At 70.8% G+C, this 17,380-nt stretch carries 17 protein-coding genes and 1 tRNA gene; 8 read left to right on the top strand and 10 right to left on the bottom strand.

The window, feature by feature from the left end:
• Position 1 precedes the first annotated feature (1 nt).
• Both ACOKM3_RS37320 and ACOKM3_RS37315 read right to left on the bottom strand, forming a co-directional pair.
• Positions 2 to 796, bottom strand: a complete 795-nt coding sequence (locus tag ACOKM3_RS37320; RefSeq protein WP_426905688.1) for an SDR family oxidoreductase — start codon at positions 794 to 796, stop codon at positions 2 to 4.
• Positions 797 to 990: 194 nt separating this feature from the next.
• Positions 991 to 1,064 (bottom strand) — tRNA-Pro (locus ACOKM3_RS37315).
• A 129-nt stretch (positions 1,065 to 1,193) separates the two neighbouring features.
• Between ACOKM3_RS37315 and ACOKM3_RS37310 the strand changes: the two genes are divergently transcribed.
• Together ACOKM3_RS37310 and ACOKM3_RS37305 are read left to right on the top strand one after the other, a co-directional pair.
• Positions 1,194 to 1,694: a DUF309 domain-containing protein gene (locus ACOKM3_RS37310; protein WP_426905687.1), complete on the top strand. Its 501-nt coding sequence runs from the start codon at positions 1,194 to 1,196 to the stop codon at positions 1,692 to 1,694.
• Positions 1,695 to 2,072: 378 nt separating this feature from the next.
• Positions 2,073 to 4,163: an MDR family MFS transporter gene (locus ACOKM3_RS37305; protein WP_426905686.1), complete on the top strand. Its 2,091-nt coding sequence runs from the start codon at positions 2,073 to 2,075 to the stop codon at positions 4,161 to 4,163.
• Between the two features lie 24 nt (positions 4,164 to 4,187).
• Here ACOKM3_RS37305 and ACOKM3_RS37300 read toward each other — a convergent pair whose 3' ends face one another.
• On the bottom strand, positions 4,188 to 4,958 hold the full coding sequence (locus ACOKM3_RS37300; RefSeq protein WP_426905685.1) for a sulfite exporter TauE/SafE family protein: 771 nt from the start codon (positions 4,956 to 4,958) through the stop codon (positions 4,188 to 4,190).
• 177 nt (positions 4,959 to 5,135) lie between these two features.
• On the opposite strand from ACOKM3_RS37300, the gene ACOKM3_RS37295 reads away from it, so the two are divergent.
• Both ACOKM3_RS37295 and ACOKM3_RS37290 read left to right on the top strand, forming a co-directional pair.
• A complete protein-coding gene (locus ACOKM3_RS37295; protein ID WP_426905684.1) occupies positions 5,136 to 5,546 on the top strand; it encodes a DUF1622 domain-containing protein in 411 nt (136 codons plus the stop codon).
• Positions 5,543 to 5,758: a hypothetical protein gene (locus ACOKM3_RS37290; RefSeq protein ID WP_426905683.1), complete on the top strand. Its 216-nt coding sequence runs from the start codon at positions 5,543 to 5,545 to the stop codon at positions 5,756 to 5,758. Before ACOKM3_RS37295 ends, ACOKM3_RS37290 begins: the two co-directional genes overlap by 4 nt.
• A 36-nt stretch (positions 5,759 to 5,794) precedes the next feature.
• Here ACOKM3_RS37290 and ACOKM3_RS37285 read toward each other — a convergent pair whose 3' ends face one another.
• The 7 genes from ACOKM3_RS37285 to ACOKM3_RS37255 all read right to left on the bottom strand — a co-directional run bounded on the left by ACOKM3_RS37285 (position 5,795) and on the right by ACOKM3_RS37255 (position 13,538).
• Positions 5,795 to 7,309, bottom strand: coding sequence for a long-chain-fatty-acid--CoA ligase (locus ACOKM3_RS37285; protein ID WP_426905682.1), 1,515 nt, complete (start codon positions 7,307 to 7,309; stop codon positions 5,795 to 5,797).
• A 377-nt stretch (positions 7,310 to 7,686) separates the two neighbouring features.
• Positions 7,687 to 8,325, bottom strand: a complete 639-nt coding sequence (locus tag ACOKM3_RS37280; protein WP_426906994.1) for a LuxR C-terminal-related transcriptional regulator — start codon at positions 8,323 to 8,325, stop codon at positions 7,687 to 7,689.
• On the bottom strand, positions 8,322 to 10,076 hold the full coding sequence (locus ACOKM3_RS37275) for a sensor histidine kinase (protein WP_426905681.1): 1,755 nt from the start codon (positions 10,074 to 10,076) through the stop codon (positions 8,322 to 8,324). Before ACOKM3_RS37275 ends, ACOKM3_RS37280 begins: the two co-directional genes overlap by 4 nt.
• Positions 10,077 to 10,143: 67 nt before the next feature.
• Positions 10,144 to 10,986: an ABC transporter ATP-binding protein gene (locus tag ACOKM3_RS37270; RefSeq protein WP_426905680.1), complete on the bottom strand. Its 843-nt coding sequence runs from the start codon at positions 10,984 to 10,986 to the stop codon at positions 10,144 to 10,146.
• On the bottom strand, positions 10,970 to 11,788 hold the full coding sequence (locus ACOKM3_RS37265; RefSeq protein WP_426905678.1) for an ABC transporter permease: 819 nt from the start codon (positions 11,786 to 11,788) through the stop codon (positions 10,970 to 10,972). Before ACOKM3_RS37265 ends, ACOKM3_RS37270 begins: the two co-directional genes overlap by 17 nt.
• Complete coding sequence (locus tag ACOKM3_RS37260) at positions 11,785 to 12,564, bottom strand: ABC transporter permease (protein WP_426905676.1); 780 nt, start codon at positions 12,562 to 12,564, stop codon at positions 11,785 to 11,787. The genes ACOKM3_RS37265 and ACOKM3_RS37260 overlap by 4 nt, the downstream gene beginning before the upstream one ends.
• Complete coding sequence (locus tag ACOKM3_RS37255) at positions 12,561 to 13,538, bottom strand: ABC transporter substrate-binding protein (protein ID WP_426905675.1); 978 nt, start codon at positions 13,536 to 13,538, stop codon at positions 12,561 to 12,563. The genes ACOKM3_RS37260 and ACOKM3_RS37255 overlap by 4 nt, the downstream gene beginning before the upstream one ends.
• 303 nt (positions 13,539 to 13,841) lie before the next feature.
• On the opposite strand from ACOKM3_RS37255, the gene ACOKM3_RS37250 reads away from it, so the two are divergent.
• From ACOKM3_RS37250 to ACOKM3_RS37235, 4 genes are all read left to right on the top strand, one after another.
• Positions 13,842 to 14,696: a TetR family transcriptional regulator C-terminal domain-containing protein gene (locus tag ACOKM3_RS37250; RefSeq protein ID WP_426905674.1), complete on the top strand. Its 855-nt coding sequence runs from the start codon at positions 13,842 to 13,844 to the stop codon at positions 14,694 to 14,696.
• A 169-nt stretch (positions 14,697 to 14,865) separates the two neighbouring features.
• Positions 14,866 to 15,756 carry a beta-keto acid cleavage family enzyme gene (locus tag ACOKM3_RS37245; RefSeq protein WP_403714980.1) on the top strand — a complete coding sequence of 297 codons (891 nt, stop codon included), beginning with the start codon at positions 14,866 to 14,868 and terminating at the stop codon, positions 15,754 to 15,756.
• Positions 15,757 to 15,862: 106 nt separating this feature from the next.
• Positions 15,863 to 16,843, top strand: a complete 981-nt coding sequence (locus ACOKM3_RS37240) for a 3-hydroxyacyl-CoA dehydrogenase NAD-binding domain-containing protein (RefSeq protein WP_426905673.1) — start codon at positions 15,863 to 15,865, stop codon at positions 16,841 to 16,843.
• A complete protein-coding gene (locus ACOKM3_RS37235; protein WP_426905672.1) occupies positions 16,840 to 17,316 on the top strand; it encodes a thioesterase family protein in 477 nt (158 codons plus the stop codon). The genes ACOKM3_RS37240 and ACOKM3_RS37235 overlap by 4 nt, the downstream gene beginning before the upstream one ends.
• Positions 17,317 to 17,380 lie beyond the last annotated feature (64 nt).

Raw genomic sequence — 17,380 nt, 5'->3', positions numbered from 1 at the left:
CCTACGCGGTTGTGGCGATGCCCCCGTCGACGGGGATCACGGCGCCCGTCAGGTATGCGCCGGCCCTGCTTGCGAGGAACACGGCGACACCCGCCATGTCGTCGTCGCGGCCGATCCGGCGTAGTGGGGCCGCCGCCGCGATCGCCTCGCCGAGCTCATCGAGGGTCGCAGCCATCATCGCCGACGGGAACGGTCCCGGCGCCACGGCGTTCACGGTGACGTGCTGCGGTCCCAGTTCCTTGGCGAGCACTCTCGTGAGTTGATGCAGCGCGGCCTTGCTGCTGGAGTACGAGTAGTTGGGCCGCTGGGGGATGTGGATGGCGGCGATGCTGCCGATGTTGATGATCCGCGCGGGATCGTCGGCGGTGCCCGCCTTGCGAAGTGCGGGCAGCAGCTCCTGGACCAGCCAGAACGGCGACTTCAGGTTGAGATCGACGACCGTGTCCCAGGCCTCGTCCGGGAACGTCTCCAGCGGCTCGTCCCACATGGCGCCCGCGTTGTTGACGAGGATGTCGAGACGCTCCGAGCCGGCGGTGACGAGGTCGGACAGTCGCCGGCACTCGTCGTGGCGGGACAGGTCGGCGGGGACGGCCCGCACGTCACCGAATGCGGACAGCTGCTCCTGCGCCCGAGCGCACGCTTCCGCGTCGCGTGAGCTGATGACGACGCGGGCGCCCGCCTGGAGAAGACCACGCGCGATCATCATCCCGATGCCTCTGGTGCCACCGGTGACGAGCGCGCGCTTCCCCCGCAGATCGAAAAGTCCTGCATGTGTTGTGAACTGGTTGTCCATCACTTGCCACCTTGCACGAGAGATGCTTCCTGGACACCGGGCACCTGGCTCCCGTCGATCCGAGAACCCAGTGACACCGGCATGCCCTCGACGCTATGACCTTGGCGTGCACTCCAAGCAAGCGGAACAGGTGAGGAAACAGAAAAAGGGCCGTTCGAAAACGGCCCTTCACCTGCGACGTTCGATCGTTCGAACTGTCGGGACGACAGGATTTGAACCTGCGACCCCTTGACCCCCAGTCAAGTGCGCTACCAAGCTGCGCCACGTCCCGATGTCCACTGCCATCCGGTCCGGTGTTCTCCGGGCCCTTCCGGCGGCGACAAGAAGAACAATACCCCAAGCTCAGGGGTGGTTTGAAACCGGATCCGCGGGCCGTGGGCGACTGAGCGAGAATCGGCGTATGAGCACTTCACGCGAGGGTGACCGGGATCGGGACGAGGAGGGGCGGGCTCGTAATGCTCGGCCCCGTGATGGGCTCGGGCGGCCGCTCCCCCATGGTGCGGCCGGCGTCGAGCGGCAGCCTGAGGGCGTCGTACGGACGGCCGCGCAGAGCGTCGCGGAGGCGCAGGCGCTGCTCGATGCCGGGCGGCCCTTCCATGCGCACGAGGTGTTCGAGGACGCGTGGAAGTCGGGGCCCGAGAGTGAGCGCGGGCTGTGGCGGGCCCTCGCGCAGACCGCCGTCGGGCTGACGCACGCGGCGCGCGGCAACGCAACCGGGGGCGCCCGGCTGCTGCGGCGCGGAGCGGACGGACTCGTGGAGTGGCAGGGCAAGGGGCGGGGCGTCGCGCCGGCCGGGCTCGACACGGCGGGGCTCGTGCGGTGGGCGCAGGAGCTGGCCGGTGAGGTGGAGCGGAGCGCCGAAGCCGTGGATGCCGCCGCCGTCGCACCGCGTCTGACCTGACGCGGCGCGCTGGGCGCGCACGCATTCCATCCGACGCGGGCACCGGGCGGCGCGCACATCCCCCGGCCGACAAGGGCGCCGGGCGCGCATGTCCCCGTCCGTCGTGGGCGCCGGGCGCGCCCCCCTCGGCCGACGAGGGCGCCGGGCGCGTACTCCTCCCCCGCCTGACACACACGCCGAGCGCGTACGCCCCCGTCTGAAACGCGCGCCGGGCGCGCACGTCCCCCGGTCCGACACACACGCCGGGCGCGCGCGTCACCCACCGGACACGACCCGGGCGCCAGGCACCCACACACCCCACCCGACGCGGCAAGCGCACGTCACCGGTCCGGCCCCCACCCGCATGCGCGGCTCCGGCCCCGATGTGACGCTGCGAGGGTGACGACCACCGAAGAAGCCGCAGCCCCGCCCCCGGCCGCAGAGGCCGCGCCTCCGGTCCTCGACAAGCGCCGTCGCAATGTCGTCTTCGGGACGATCATGCTCGGCATGCTGCTCGCCGCCCTGGACCAGACGATCGTCGGCACGGCGCTCCCGACGATCGTCTCGGACCTGGGCGGCGCGGCGCACATGTCGTGGGTCGTGACGGCCTATCTGCTCGCGGAGACCGTCGCCACCGTCCTCGTCGGCAAGTTCGGCGACATGTTCGGGCGCAAGATCGTCTTCCAGCTCTCGGCGATCATCTTCATCACCGGCTCGTTCCTGTGCGGCCTGTCCACGAACATGTCGCTGCTCATCGCCTGGCGCGCACTGCAGGGCATCGGCGCGGGTGGACTCATGGTGACGGCGATGGCGCTCATCGCGGATGTGATCCCGCTGCGCGAGCGCGGCAAGTACCAGGGTGCGATCGGCGCCGTCTTCGGTGTGTCGACCGTCATCGGGCCGCTGCTCGGCGGGCTGTTCACGGACCACCTGACGTGGCGTTGGGCGTTCTACGTCAACGTACCGATCGCGATCATCGTCGTCATCGCCGCCGCTCGTACGATCCCGGTGGTGAAGTCGGCGGCCAAGCCGATCATCGACTATCTCGGCATCGCCCTCGTCGCGGTCGGCGCGAGCGCCCTGATTCTCGCGACCAGTTGGGGCGGCAACGAGTACGCGTGGGGTTCAAGCGTCATCATCGGCCTGTTCGCCGGCGGCATCGTCGCGCTCGGGCTGTTCTGCTGGGTGGAGACGCGGGCCGAGGAACCGATGCTGCCGATGCATCTGTTCCGCAACCCGGTGTTCACGGTCTGCTCGATCCTCAGCTTCATCGTGGGCTTCGCGATGCTGGGCGCGATGACGTTCCTGCCGACGTATCTGCAGTACGTGGACGGGGACTCGGCCACCATCTCGGGTGTACGCACCTTGCCGATGGTGATCGGTCTGTTGATCGCGTCAATCTTCTCCGGCAATGTTGTCAGCAAGACCGGCAAGTACCGGATCTTCCCGATCGTGGGCGCCCTGGTGATGGCGCTCGGGCTGTATCTGCTGTCCCTGATGGACAGTTCGACCAGTGCGTGGCTCGAGTCCGTGTACATGTTCGTGCTGGGGCTCGGCATCGGGTTGTGCATGCAGGTGTTGACCATCGCCGTCCAGAACACCGTCGAGTACGCCGAGTTGGGTACAGCGACGTCCGGTGTCACGTTCTTCCGTACGCTGGGCAGCTCGTTCGGCACCGCCGTGTTCGGCACGATCTACGCCAACAGCCTGGAGCCGAACCTGAAGCAGGGCATCCAGGAGGCGGCGGGGGCCGGCACCGGGATCCCGCCCGCGACCCTCGCCAAGGCCGCGCAGAGCCCGCAGGGTCTGCACGGGCTGCCGGAGGCGGCGCGCGAGCCGATCGTCAACGGGTACGCGGACTCGCTGCACACGGTGTTCCTGTGCACGGTGCCGGTGGCGCTCATCGGGTTCCTGGTGGCGCTGTTCCTCAAGCAGGTGCAGTTGCGCGACACCGCGCGCGCGGGTTCCTCGGACATGGGCGAGGGCTTCGCGCAGCCGTCGTCGGGTGATTCCTCGCACGTGCTGGAGCGGGCCGTGGCGAACCTGGTGAAGGAGACGAACCTCAACACCGCGCGGCAGATCCTGGAGAAGTCCGAGACGCGGCTCGATGTCGCGGGCGCCTGGGCCGTGATGCAGGTGGACTTCTTCACGCGGATGGTCGGGCACGCGAGCCTCGGGATGATCGCGGCGCGCCGCAGGGTGCCGCCGGAGGTGCTGGTGCCGGTGTTCCAGCGGATGGTCGACGAGGGCTATCTGACGCGTACCGGCTCGTACTTCTCGCACACCGAGGCGGGGCACCGGGAGTCGGAGGTCATCAACAGCGCCTGGGGCGACTGGTTGAGCCAGAAGGTCGAGGCCGATGTCGGCCGCCCCGCGGACGCGGAGCTGCGGATGGCGGTCGACTCGATCGCGAAGCGGCTGCTCGCCGAGGACATGGCGCAGGGGCTGACGAGCCAGTCGGGTTCGGAGCGGGCGCTGGTCCCCATGTAGCTCATGCGGATCCCGCTCCCGGTGTCACCGCAACAGGAGCTGGAGGCCGCCCAACACCGTCGCCGCGATGACCAGTTGCTCGAAGAGTCGCTGGTTGATCCGGTTCACGCACGCCTTGCCGATGATGGCGCCCGGCACGACGAAGAGACAGAGCGCGGCGTCCAGGAGCAGCGAGCGGCCGTCGATGAGACCGAGGCCCACGCTGAACGGCACCTTCGCGGAGTTCACGATGAGGAAGAACCACGCGGAGGTGCCGAGGAAGCCGAGCTTCTTGAAGCCCGCCGACAGCAGGTACATGGACATCACGGGGCCGCCCGCGTTGGCGACCATGGTGGTGAAGCCGCCGAGCACGCCGTACGAGCCCGCCTTCACGCGGGCCGCGCGGGTCTGCGTCGACTCGGATTCGGCAGCGGCAGCCGCCGCCTGTTTGCGGCGCCACACCGTCACGCCCGCCATGACGAGCAGGATCACGCCGATCGACATCCGTACGGCCCCGTCCCCCGCGAAGCCGAGGAAGACCGTCCCGAGGACCACGCCCGCGCCGACGGCGGGGAACAGGCGCCACAGGGTGGGCCAGTGGGCGTGCCGCCGGTAGGTGAGCACGGCGAGGATGTCGCCGCAGATCAGGATGGGGAGCAGTACTCCGGTGGAGGCGCGCGCGGGCAGGATCGCGGCGAAGACCGCGAGGCTGACCGTATTGGCGCCGCTGACGGCCGTCTTGGAGAAACCCACCACCATGGCCGCGGCGGCCAGGGCGGAGAACTCCCAGGGTGTGATCCCGAATATGTCGTGCATGGCGGGGTCAGATGCTAGACCCAACTATCTGTTGGGCGTCAGGGGCGCCACATGGTGATACGGGTTACGTTTCATCGGGTTTCACGGGACCCGTAGGCCCGCACGCACGGCGCCCGGCCCTCCGCGCGGCGCGAACTCGGCCTTGTGTCCAGGCCGTTCGGGGACGAGTCTCCCTCCATGACCCCGCTGGCAGAAGTACTGCCCGAGTCGACGCTGCACGATCTGATCGGCCTGCTGGTCAGGCTGGTCGAGACCGCGGGCGCGCTGATCATCTTCATCGGCGCCGTATGGGCCTTCGCACAGTTCGTCCGGGCAGGTGTGCGCAGGCGCGGCAAGGAGGCGGAATTCAGCCGGATCAGGCTCAGTCTGGGGCGGTTCCTCGTCCTGGGCCTGGAGTTCCAGCTCGCCGGTGACGTGCTGCGCACGGCGGTCGCACCGAGTTTCGCCGAGATCGGCCAGCTGGCGGCCATCGCGGCCATCCGAACTGCGCTGAACTACTTCCTCGGACGCGAGATCGCCCAGGAGCGGGCAGAGATCGAGCAGGGCCGCTCGGCGACCGCGCCCGGCGCCGAGGGACGGCCGACATGAGCGAGTGGCTGCCGCGGGCCGCCGTACTGGTCTGCGTGTTCGGCCTCTTCGCCGCGGCAGCGGTCTGGCGCCTGACGCACACGGTGCGCCGCGCGCTGGCCGTGCTGCTCGACTTCCTGACCGCCGCGGCCCTCCTGCGGCTGGCCGACCGGCCGTCCTGGGACACCATCACCCTGACGGCAGTGGCGGTCGCGCTGCGCAGGATCCTCTGATCACCCGTTGGCCGGTTCCGGTCGGGACGCCCGTCCTCAGCCCTTGTACGTCTCCCGCAGCTCGCGCTTGAGGACCTTCATGCTCGGGCCGAGCGGCAGCCGGTCGGTGAACTCCACGCGGCGCGGGTACTTGTGCTTGCCCAGGTGTTCCTTGGACCAGGTGGTGAGTTCGGCGGCGTCGAGCGTGGTGTCGGGCTTGAGGACGGCGACCGCGCAGACCTCCTCGCCGTGCACGTCGTCGGGCAGGCCGATGACGGCGACGTGGTCGATGGCGGGGTGGCGCATCAGCACCTCCTCGACCTCGCGCGGGTAGACGTTGTAGCCGCCGCGGATGATGACGTCCTTCTTGCGGTCGACGATCCGCAGGTAGCCGTCCTCGTCCTTGGTGCCGAGGTCACCGGTGCGGAACCAGCCGTCGACGAGGGCCTCCGCGGTCTCTTCGGGCCGGCCGAGGTAGCCGGAGAAGACGCAGTGGCCGCGGACGACGATCTCGCCGAGTTCGCCGGTGGGCAGCAGCTCGATGCGGTCGTCGAGTTCGGCGCGGGCGACCTCGACGTCGACGCCCCAGATGGAGTGGCCGATGGTGCCCGCCTTCGCGCCGTACCAGGGCTGGTTGACGGCGGCGACGGGCGAGGTCTCGCTCAGCCCGTAGCCCTCGTGGACGGGGGCGCCGAAGAGCTGCTCGAAGCGTTCGAGGACCGCGACCGGCAGCGAGGCGCCTCCGGAGACCGCGACGCGCAACTTCGGGAGCGTGTCCGCCTGTTCGGCCGCCGCGAGCAGGTGTACGTACATGGTGGGCACGCCCTGGAAGACGGTGACGTGCTCGCGGATCATCAGCTCGACGGCCTTGGCGGCGTCGAAGCGCGGCATCAGGACGAGCGTCTTGCCGGCGCGCCAGGTGGCGTGCATGGAGGCGGTCTGGCCGAAGGCGTGGAAGAGCGGCAGGGCGCCGAGGACGATGTCGCCGGGGCTGTGCTCGTTGCAGTCGAAGGCCTCGACGGTCGCGTTCATCACCAGGTTGAAGTGGCTGAGCACGGCACCCTTGGGGACGCCGGTGGTGCCGCTCGTGTAGAAGACGACGGCCGCGTCGTCGGCGTCGCGGGTGGCGTACGTGGCGATGGGCTCGGCGGCGTCCGTGAGCTTCTCCAGCTCGCCGTCGGCGCCGAGGGCGACGGTGCGGATGCCGACGGCGTCGGCGGCGGCCTCGCCCGTCTCGGCCTGCGCCGGGTGGCACAGCAGGAGCGTCGCGCCGCTGTCCTTGAGGACGTGCTCGACCTCGTGCGCCGACAGCAGCAGGTGGACGGGGACGACGGCGGCGCCGGCCGCGATGGCCGCGTAGTAGGCGTGCGGGAACTCGGCGGTGTTGGGCGCCATGAGGGCGATCTTGTCGCCGGGGCGGACGCCGAGCTCGGCGAGGGCGGCGGCCTGCTTGCGGACCTGGAGCCACAGCTCGGCGAAGGTGCTGCGCAGCTCGCCCGCGACGAGGGCTGTCTTGTCGGGGTACCGGCGGGCGTTGTCGGCGAGGATCGCGGCGAGCGAGAGGGTGGCCATCGGGTAGCGCTCCGTTCCGTACTGACTGCTGGTTCGGCGGTGGACCAGGTCGGGAGGGTTCCGTAGCAGTAAATTAGCGCCGCTAGTTTTCGCCTCCTGGTGGGACTCTACGCCTCGACCCCGACCGAGCGGTATGTGCCCTGGGTCACTTCCGGATCTCAGGGCTGGCCCTGATGTCCTGACAGGTCGGCCCGCCTACGGTTGAGGTCCGGCACCGCTCCGCGGACGACGTACGGGGGAGCACGGGGGCTACGGGGGTGGCGCGTCGTCCGACGGAGCGGGTAGCCGGAACCTCTTCCCTCCTTACGGAGGGGGAAGCGTCCTCAGGGACGCGCAGCCTCCTTACGGAGGAGGCGCCTTACGGGAGCTGCGCGGAATCAGCCGCGCAGAAAGCGCAGCACGGCCATCACGCGCCGGTGCTCGGCCGGGTCCGACTCCAGGCCCAGCTTGGCGAAGACGTTGCGGACATGGGTCTCGACCGTCTTGCCGCCGATGACCAGCTTGTTCGCGATGGCCTCGTTGGAGCGCCCCTCGGCCATCAGCGCGAGCACATCGCGCTCGCGGCCGGTGAGGTCGTCGAGCGGCCCCGCCGGACGCGGCGCGTCCATGAGACGGGCCACCACCATCGGATCGACGACGGTCTCCCCCGCGGCCACCCGCTTCAGCGCCCCGCTCAACTCCTCGGCGTCGGCGACGCGCTCCTTGAGGAGGTAGCCGAAGCCCTCCGGCCGCCGGGCGAGCGCCCGGACGCTCGCGGTCGTCTCCACGTACTGGGACAGCAGCAGCACACCGGTGCCGGGGTGCGCCGCACGCACGGCCGCCGCCGCGACCAGGCCCTCGTCGGTATGGGTCGGCGGCATACGGATGTCGAGCAGTACGGCGTCCGGGGTGTGCTCGGCGACCAGGGCGAGCAGCGGCGCGGTGTCCGCGCACTCCGCGACCACCTCGATCCCCTCGTCGCTCAGCAGCCGTACGATCCCCAGCCGAAGGAGAGCCGAGTCCTCGGCGACGATCACGCGCACGGCAGCTCCGCCCTGATTCTGGTTCCGCCCCCGGCGGGGCTGTGGATGTGCAGTACTCCGTCGACGGCGGCGAGCCGGTCGGCGAGGCCACGCAGGCCGGTGCCGCGCGCGAGGTCGACGCCCCCGACGCCGTCGTCCACGGTCTCCACGACCAGGCGCCCTTCGTGGTGCCGTGCCGAGACGCTGACGGCCCGGGCCTCCGCGTGCTTGGCCGCGTTGGTGAGGGCCTCGCAGACGGTGAAGTACGCGGTGGACTCGACGAGCGCGTCGTAGCGGCGGGACTCGGCGGCGACGACGACCGGGAGCGCGGCCTCCTCGGCGAGCTCGCTCAGCGCCGCGGCGAGGCCTTCGCGGGTGAGGACGGCGGGGTGGATGCCGTGGGCGATGCCGCGCAGCTCCGCGATGGCGTGCCGCACGCCGGCCTCGGCCTCGTCGGCGGCCTCGCGCAGCGCCGCGTCCGGGTGGTCCGCGAGGCCCTTCTGCACGCGGCGTACGGACATCAGGGCGAAGACCAGGCGGGTCTGCGCGCCGTCGTGCAGATCGCGCTCCAGGCGGCCGCGCTCGGCGTCGGCGGCCTGCACGATGCGGGTGGCGACGTCCTTCGCGCGCGTGCGCAGCCAGACGTTCTCCAGGGCGAGGCGCAGGGCGGCCGCCACGGACTCCAGGAGTTCGGGGTCCTCGGACAGGGCCGGGTCGTGGTGGAGCAGGGCGAGCGGGCGGCCGTCGGAGGCGGCCACCGGGGTGCGCCCCGGCCCGTCCTTGCCGATCTCGCGGCGGGACCCGTCGACGTATCCGCCGCGCTCCTCGTCCCACAGGCCGAGCCGCAGCGTCGGGTCGCCGAGGACGCGGACCAGCGCCTCACGCAGCCGCGCCGGATCGGAGTCGGTGCCGATGTCGATGACGAGCCCGCTGACCTCGGCGCGCTGCAGGCGCATGCGCAGCAGGCCCGCCAGGAAGGCGAAGGGGACGGCGACCTGGGCGAGGTCGGACAACAAGTAGACGGCCTGTTCGGGCACCGAACCGACTCCGCCGAACCACGGCACTACGTAGAACAGCATGTCCCACATCAGGAACACCGTGGCGACGCCGATGCCGATCCAGGCGGGCAGCAGGGCGCGCCTGCGGGCCGCGGACGCGCTCCGCCAGCGCAGCACGATCGCGACGGCGGCGACGACCGAGAGCACCCAGCCCGCCGCGTGATAGGCAGCGTCGAACGGGCCGAAGAGGCCGTCCCAGGCGGGTACGTGCAGCAGGTTCGGGCCGCAGTCGCGGCAGTCCAGGTACGTCGCCCCGGCCTGGGCCGCCGGGTCGAACAGGAGCGTGCGGACGAATCCGCCGACGGCGACGAGCCCGTACGCGAACTGCACCAGGCGGCGCGAGAGGACCGTGGTCAGGCGGCCTTCGGGGAACGACAGGACGAGGTGCAGGAGGATCGCCATGTTCAGCGCCTCCCACCAGGCGCCGAAGGCGAAGAGGGCCGGGACGGCGGTGCCCTGGAGGTTGCCGAAGAACCAGGTGATGCCTTCGAACACCATCAGGCGCCCGGTGTGGTTGGCGGGCCTGCGCCGCCAGGCGACGAGTCCGGCGACCACGAACGCCCAGCCCACCGCGAGGTCCCGCACGAGATCGCCCGCGGACGCGCCACTGCGCGCGTACGCCCACACTCCCGCGCCACCCGATACTGCGGCGAGGGCCGCGGCCCCGGTCAGGCGCAGCCGAACCGCCCGCTCACCCTGACTGTCCACGGCCACACGGTAAGGCATCCGGGGGTGGGCCGGGGAAATCGGGCGGGGCGTGCGGGGGCACTCGGGGTCACCGGGGGCTCTTGGGGTTACTGGGGCTCTTGGCCACGTGGTCCTGCGGCCCGCGGCCGCCGCTCGCGCCACCGCCCGAGCGGATCAGCTCCAGGACCCGGCTCCTGAGGGTCGTGAACCGGGCGTCGGCCCGGGTCGTCAACTGGTCTCGTTGTACGGGGAGTTCGACGGGCATGTCCTCCAGGACCACGGTCGGCGACGCGCTCAGGACCAGCACCCGCTCCCCCAGGTACACCGCCTCGTCGATGTCGTGCGTGATGAACAGGACCGTCATGCCGCGCTCCCGCCACAGGCCGCGCACCAGGTCCTCCAGGTCGGCGCGGGTCTGCGCGTCGACGGCCGCGAAGGGCTCGTCCATCAGGAGCACCTCCGGCTCGTACGCCAAGGCGCGCGCGATGGCGACGCGTTGCTGCATGCCTCCGGACAGCTCCCACGGGTAGGCGCGGTGCACGCCCGCGAGGCCGACCGCTTCGAGGGATTCCGCGACCCGCGCGCGGCGGGCCGCCTTCGGCATCGATTTGCGCTGTCTGAGGGGGAGTTCGACGTTCTCGGCGACCCGCATCCACGGGAAGAGGCTGCGCCCGTACTCCTGGAAGACGACGGCGAGACCGGGGCGGGGGCCGGTCACCGGGGCGCCGTCCAGGGCGATCGTTCCTTCGGTCGGCCGGAGCAGCCCGGCCACGCACTTCAGGAGCGTCGTCTTGCCGCAGCCGGAGGGGCCGACGACGCACACCAGCTCGCCCGCCCCGAGGCGGAACGTCAGGTCGCGCAGCGCCTCCACCTGCCGGCCCGAGCCCTCGTAGAGCTTGCGCAGTCCCGTGACCTCAAGCACCGCCGCCACCCGCCTTCCGCCGCGCCCCGCGCGATCCGTGGTACCAGCCGAGGGCCCGCCGTTCGACGAGCCGGAACAGCAGCGCGAGCAGTACGCCGAGCAGGCCGAGGACGAGGATTCCGGTCCACATCTCCGGTACGGCGAAGGAGCGCTGGAACTCCACGACGGCGAAGCCGAGGCCGCTGCTGGAGGCGTACATCTCGCTGATGACCATGAGGATGACGCCGATGGACAGGGCCTGGCGCAGGCCCGCGAAGATCTGCGGGCTCGCGGCGGGGAGCACCAGGTGCCGCAGCCGGGCCGCTCCCCCGATGCCGTACGAGCGGGCCGTCTCGGCGGCGACCCGGTCCACGGAGCGCACACCCGCGGTCGTGTTGAGCAGCACCGGCCAGACGCAGCCCGAGGCGATCACGGCGACCTTCATGGTGTCGCCGATGCCCGCGAACAGCATGATCACGGGGACCAGGACCGGTGGTGGGACCGCTCGGAGGAACTCCAGGGCGGGCTCGGTCGCGGCGCGGGCGCGGCGTGAGGAGCCGATGACGACACCGAGGGCGACGCCGACGACGCCCGCGACCGCGTATCCGGCGAGCAGGCGCAGCACGCTGGGCAGGACGTCATCCTGGAGCCGCTCCGCCGTCCAGGTGTCGTCGAAGCGGCCGAGGATCGTGCGCAGGGGTGGCGCGTAGAAGCTGGTGCTGGCCGCCGAGGCGAACCACCAGATGGCGATCAGGACGCAGGGCAGGGCCACGGCCAGGACGGCGGCGCGCAAGGCACGGAGGGGGCGGAGGGCGCGGAGGGGGCGGCTCACGCCGGGTCCTCCGCCCGTACGGACTGGTGCCAGGACAGGGCGCGACGTTCCACGAACCGCGCTCCGGTGTTGATCAATACGCCCAGGCAGCCGGCGACAAGGATCAATGCGTACATGTCCGGGACGGCCTGTGAACTCTGCGCAACATTGATCCGGTGCCCCAAGCCCGGTGCACCGATGACGAGTTCGACGGTGATGGCGAGGATCAACGCGACCGCGGCGGCGAGCCGCACACCCGTCATCACATACGGCAGCGCCGTCGGCCACACGACGTGCCGCACGCGCGCCCACGCGCCGAGGCCGAAGGCGCGCGCCGTGTCCTCGGCGACCGGGTCCACGTCCTGCACCCCGTACAGCACCTGCACGAGGACCTGCCAGAACGCGGCGTAGACGACGAGCAGCAGGACCGAGCGCAGCTCCGTGCCGTACAGGAGGATCGCGAGCGGGATGAGCGCGACGGACGGGATGGGGCGCAGGAACTCGACGGTGGACGCGGTGAGTTCACGCAGGTGCGGGACCGTGGCGATGACGAGGCCCGCGAGGACGCCGCCCGCGGTGGCGAGGGCGAGGCCGAGTGCCCAGCCGGTGAGGGTGTCGCCGAGCGCGGTCCAGAAGGTGGCGTCGGCCAGTTCGCCGCGCAGGGCGTTCAGGGTCGTCGTGAAGGGTGGCAGGAAGTCCGGGTCGACCAGGCCGAGGCGCGGCACCGCCTCCCACAGCGCCGCGCACACGAGCAGCCCGAGGAGCCCGGGGACCGCGGGGATCACGGCAGCGATCACGGCAGCAGCGCGTCGAGGTCGGGGCGCTTCTCGAACAGGCCGTCCTGCTCGCCGAGCTTGGCGAGGGTGTCGAGCGAAGGGCGGTTCCACTGCGCGGGCCAGGCCGGGAGGGTCACCTTGTCGAGGGTCGACTGCGGGATCTTCGTGTACGTGCTGATGATGTCGCGGACCTCGTCGGGGTGGCCGTTGGCGTAGGTGAGGGACTTCTGGGTGGCGGCCTTGAACTTCTTGACGACGTCCGGGTGTTGATCCACGTATTGAGTCGACGAGAAGTACATCGCGACCGTCAACTTACGTGCCGTGTCGACGAAGTTGGAGGCGATCACGCGTCCGCCCTGCGCCTTGACGGTGGCGGTGGCGGGTTCCACGACCTGGGCGGCGTCGATCTGCCCCTTGTCGAGCGCGGCGGGCATCTGGTCGAAGGCGAGCTCGACGAACTTCACCTTGGAGGGATCGCCGCCGTCCTTGCGGACCGATTCCCGGACCGTGGTGTCATTGATGTTCTTGAGCGTGTTGACGGCGACCTTCTTGCCCTCAAGGTCCTTGGCGGACTTGATCGGGCTGCCCTTGTTCACGACGACGGCGCCGAAGTCCGCGTTCTGCTTGCCCGTGGAGCCGACGCCGTTGACGACGACCTTGACGGGGACGCCCTTGGACTGGGCGACCATCAGCGAGGTGGAGTTCGAGAAGCCGAACTGGAACTGGCCGCTGACCACGCCCGGCACGATCGCCGCGCCGCCCTGCGCCGTGGTCATGGACAGGCTGAGGCCCTGCTCCTTGTAGAAGCCCTTCTTCTGCCCGAGATACAGGGGCGCGACATCGACGATCGGGATGATGCCGATCTTGAGCTTCGTGGTGCCGGCGTCTCCGGTGGATCCGGACTTCGGACTGTCGGAGCCGGAGCCGCAGGCAGCGGTGGCGGCCAGCAGCATCGTGGCGGTGACAGCGGTGAGTGTGCGGCGCGTGCAACGCATGGGTATCCCCCTGGGAGCCCTGGTGCTCAGCGGGAACGTAGAGCCCGCACCCTATGGGGTCAACTCCCCTCGCAGGCAAGGCTGTTGGCACGTTTCACAGCGCAACCTTTGGGTGCGTGGCGCGTCGCCCGCGAGCGGCGCCCGCGGGGTCACCTGATCCCGGCCGTCGTCCCGGCCGTCACCCCGTCCCTCGTGTTGCGATGGTGACTGATGAGACAGTCAGAGGCTCAATGGCCAGTGTTTCCCATTGATTGATGGGCATCGTGTTGAGTTCTTCTCAACATGTGGTTAGGGTCGGGCCCCGTGGAATCCAGCAACGAGGCAAGCCCTGCCGACACCGCCGCCCGCGTCCGTGAGGTCATCACGGCGGCCGGTGTCAGCCAGCGCGAGTTCGCGCGCCGCATCGTCATGGATCCGTCGAAGCTCTCCCGCTCCCTGAGCGGCACCCGCCGGTTCACGGTGGCCGAGCTGGCCCGGATCGCCGACGAGGCGCGCGTCGACCCGGGCTGGCTGCTCGGCGCGCGGCCGCAGGAGGCCGAGGCCGCCGCGCCAGCGCCCGCTTCCGTGGAGGGCGGGCGGCCGCTGCAGATCGTCCAGGAGACGGTCCGGCTGGTCGCCGAGCACGGCTTCCACGCGGTGCGGGTCTCCGACATCGCCCGTGCCTGCGCCACCAGCACCGCCGCGATCCACTACCACTTCCCCGGCCGCGCGGACCTCCTGGAGGCCGCCGTGCGCTGGTGCATGGACGAGGACACCGCGCGCCGCGCCGCCCACCTCGCGGAGGCGGACGACGCGGCGGCGGAGCTGCGCCAGCTCATCGAGTTGCAGACGCCGCGCACGGAGCAGCAGCGGCGGCAGTGGAAGGTGTGGCTCGACCTGTGGGCCGAGGCGGCGCGGTCCACGACGGTCGGACGGTTGCACACGGAGTACTACCGGCAGTGGCGGGAGACCGTGGCGGATGTCCTCCGTCGCGGGGTCGACCAGGGTGTGTTCCGGTCGTCCGTCGAGCCGGCCGCCGCGGCGTATGCGCTGACCGCGCTGATCGATGGGCTGGCCACGCAGGCGCTTTCCGTGGGTCGGGAATCGGCCGCGGCTGCCGCGGATGCGATGCGTGCGGCGTTGCTCTCTTACGTGGATGGCGTGATCACGAAGCCGTAGTCGACGACTCGGGGCTCTGCCCCGGACCCCGCTGCTCAATCGCCGCAGGGGCTCTATTTGACCCGCCTGCTCTACCGACCCGACCGCTTGATTTGCCCGACCGCTTGCTTGACCCACCCGCTCTAAATGCACATCCGCCGCAGGCGGCAAGACACCTGGGAGGTCCCCTATGCCCACCGAAAACGTCATCATCACCGCCGCTCTCACCGGAGCCGGTGACACCGTGCGGCGGAGCCCGCACGTGCCCGTCACTCCGGAGCAGATCGCCAAGAACGCCGTCGAGGCGGCCGACGCGGGTGCTGCCGTGGTGCACATCCACGTACGGGACCCCGAGACCGGTGACCCCTCGCGCGACACGAAGCTGTACCGCGAGGTCGTCGAGCGGATCAAGGAGACCGGCACCGACGTCGTCATCAACCTGACGGCCGGCATGGGCGGCGACCTGGTCATCGACCCGGACGAGCCGCTCAACCACCTGCCCGGGACCGACCTCGTCAGCGGCCTCGACCGGCTGCCGCACGTCGAGGAGCTGCTGCCCGACATCTGCACGCTCGACTGCGGTTCCCTGAACTTCGGCGACGGCTCGAACCTGTACGTGTCGACGCCCGACATGCTGCGCCAGGGCGCCAAGCGCATCCAGGAGCTGGGCGTGCGGCCGGAGTTGGAGATCTTCGACACCGGCCAGCTGTGGTTCGCCAAGCAGCTGCTCGCGGAGGGGCTGCTCGACGACCCGACCGTGTTCCAGCTGTGCATGGGCATCCCGTGGGGCGCCCCGGCCGACCCGGGCGTGCTGCAGTCGATGGTCAACATGCTGCCGGAGGGCGCCCAGTTCGCCAGCTTCGCCCTCGGCCGCATGCAGATGCCGTGGGTGGCGCAGTCCATCCTGCTCGGCGGGCACGCCCGCGTCGGCCTGGAGGACAACCTCTACCTCGGCAAGGGCAACAAGGCGACCAACGCCCAGCTCGTGGAGCGCGCCGTGACCATCACGGAGTCCCTCGGCTCGCGCGTCGCGACGCCGGACGAGGCCCGCGCGCTGCTCGGCCTCAAGCCGCGTTCCTGAACACCCCCATACGGGAACACCCCCATACGCAAGCAAGCCGCGTCACTGAACTCCCCTCACACGCAAGCAAACTGACACCGCTTCACCGGAAGGCAACACCACCCTCATGACCTCCCCCCTCACCGCTCCCGAGGACGTCCGCCGGGTCGCGTGCGTCGGAGCCGGCGTCATCGGCGGCGGCTGGGTCGCCCACTTCCTCGCCCGTGGCTACGACGTGAAGGCCTGGGACCCCGCCCCCGACGCCGAGCAGAAGCTGCGCCGCCTGGTCGACGCCGCCTGGCCCGCCCTCACCGAGATGGGTCTCGCCGACGGCGCCTCGCGCGACCGGCTCACCGTCACCGCGGCCCTCGAAGAGGCCGTCGCCGACGCCGAGTTCGTACAGGAGAGCGCCCCCGAGGACCTCGACCTCAAGCGCGATCTGCTGTCCCGGCTCGACGCGGCCGCCCCCGCCGGCGTCGTCATCGCCTCGTCGACCTCCGGCTACCCGATGACCGACATGCAGACCACGGCCGCGAACCCCGCGCGCCTGGTCGTCGGGCACCCCTTCAACCCGCCGTACCTGATCCCGCTCGTCGAGGTCGTCGGCGGCGAGAAGACCGACGCCGACGCCACCGCCTGGGCCTCCCGCTTCTACGAGGTGGCCGGCAAGTCGGTCATCACCATGGACCGCGAGGTGCCCGGCTTCATCGCCAACCGCCTCCAGGAGGCCCTGTGGCGCGAGGCGCTGCACATGGTCGCCAACGGCGAGGCGACGGTGAAGGAGATCGACGACTCGATCACCGAGGGCCCCGGCCTGCGCTGGGCGTTCATGGGCCCGATGCTGACGTTCGCGCTCGCGGGCGGCGAGGGCGGCATGGCGCACATGCTCGACCACTTCGGCCCGTCCCTGAAGTCGCCGTGGACGCGACTCGAGGCCCCGGAGCTCGACAAGCAGCTGTACGACTCCGTGGTCGCGGGCTGCGACGTCGCCGCGGACGGCCGCTCCATCGCCGAGCTCGTCGCCGAGCGCGACCAGGGCGTCATCGACGTACTGCGCGCGACGGGCCGGCTGAACGGCAACAAGAACGGGGAGGCCGACCCGCGATGAGCACGCTCCCCCTGCTGCACCGCACGGTCCGCCCCGAGTGGATCGACTACAACGGTCACATGAGCGAGGCGTTCTACGTCCTCGCCTTCGGTCACGCCACCGACGCCATGATGATCGAGACGGGCCTGGACTCGACGTACCGCGAGTCCACCCACTGCTCGCTCTACACGGTCGAGTCGCACATCCGTTATCTGGGTGATGTCCCCGAGGGCGCCCATCTCGCCATCCGTACCCGGGTGTTGGGGGCGGCGTCGAAGAAGGCGCGCTTCACGCACGAGATGTTCGTGGTCGACGAGGAGGCCGCCGAGCCGGGCCCGGACGCGGCCCCGGTGGCGACCACCGAGCTGCTCGCGATCCACGTCGACCAGGAGGCGGGCAGGGCGGCCGAGTTCCCGGCCGCCGTACGGGACCGCTTCACCGAGCTGACGGAGCCCGCCCCGGAGTGGGCGGGCCGGTCGATCGCCGTCGTCTGACGGCGCACCGACCACCTGACGTGCAGGGCCCCGGACACGAGATGTCCGGGGCTCCTGCACGTGC

It is taken from the genome of Streptomyces nidicola (assembly GCF_050106155.1).
Taxonomy (GTDB): Bacteria; Actinomycetota; Actinomycetes; order Streptomycetales; family Streptomycetaceae; genus Streptomyces.
Note: the sequence above shows the minus strand (reverse complement) of the source record. Positions and strands in the feature narration are given on the sequence as shown.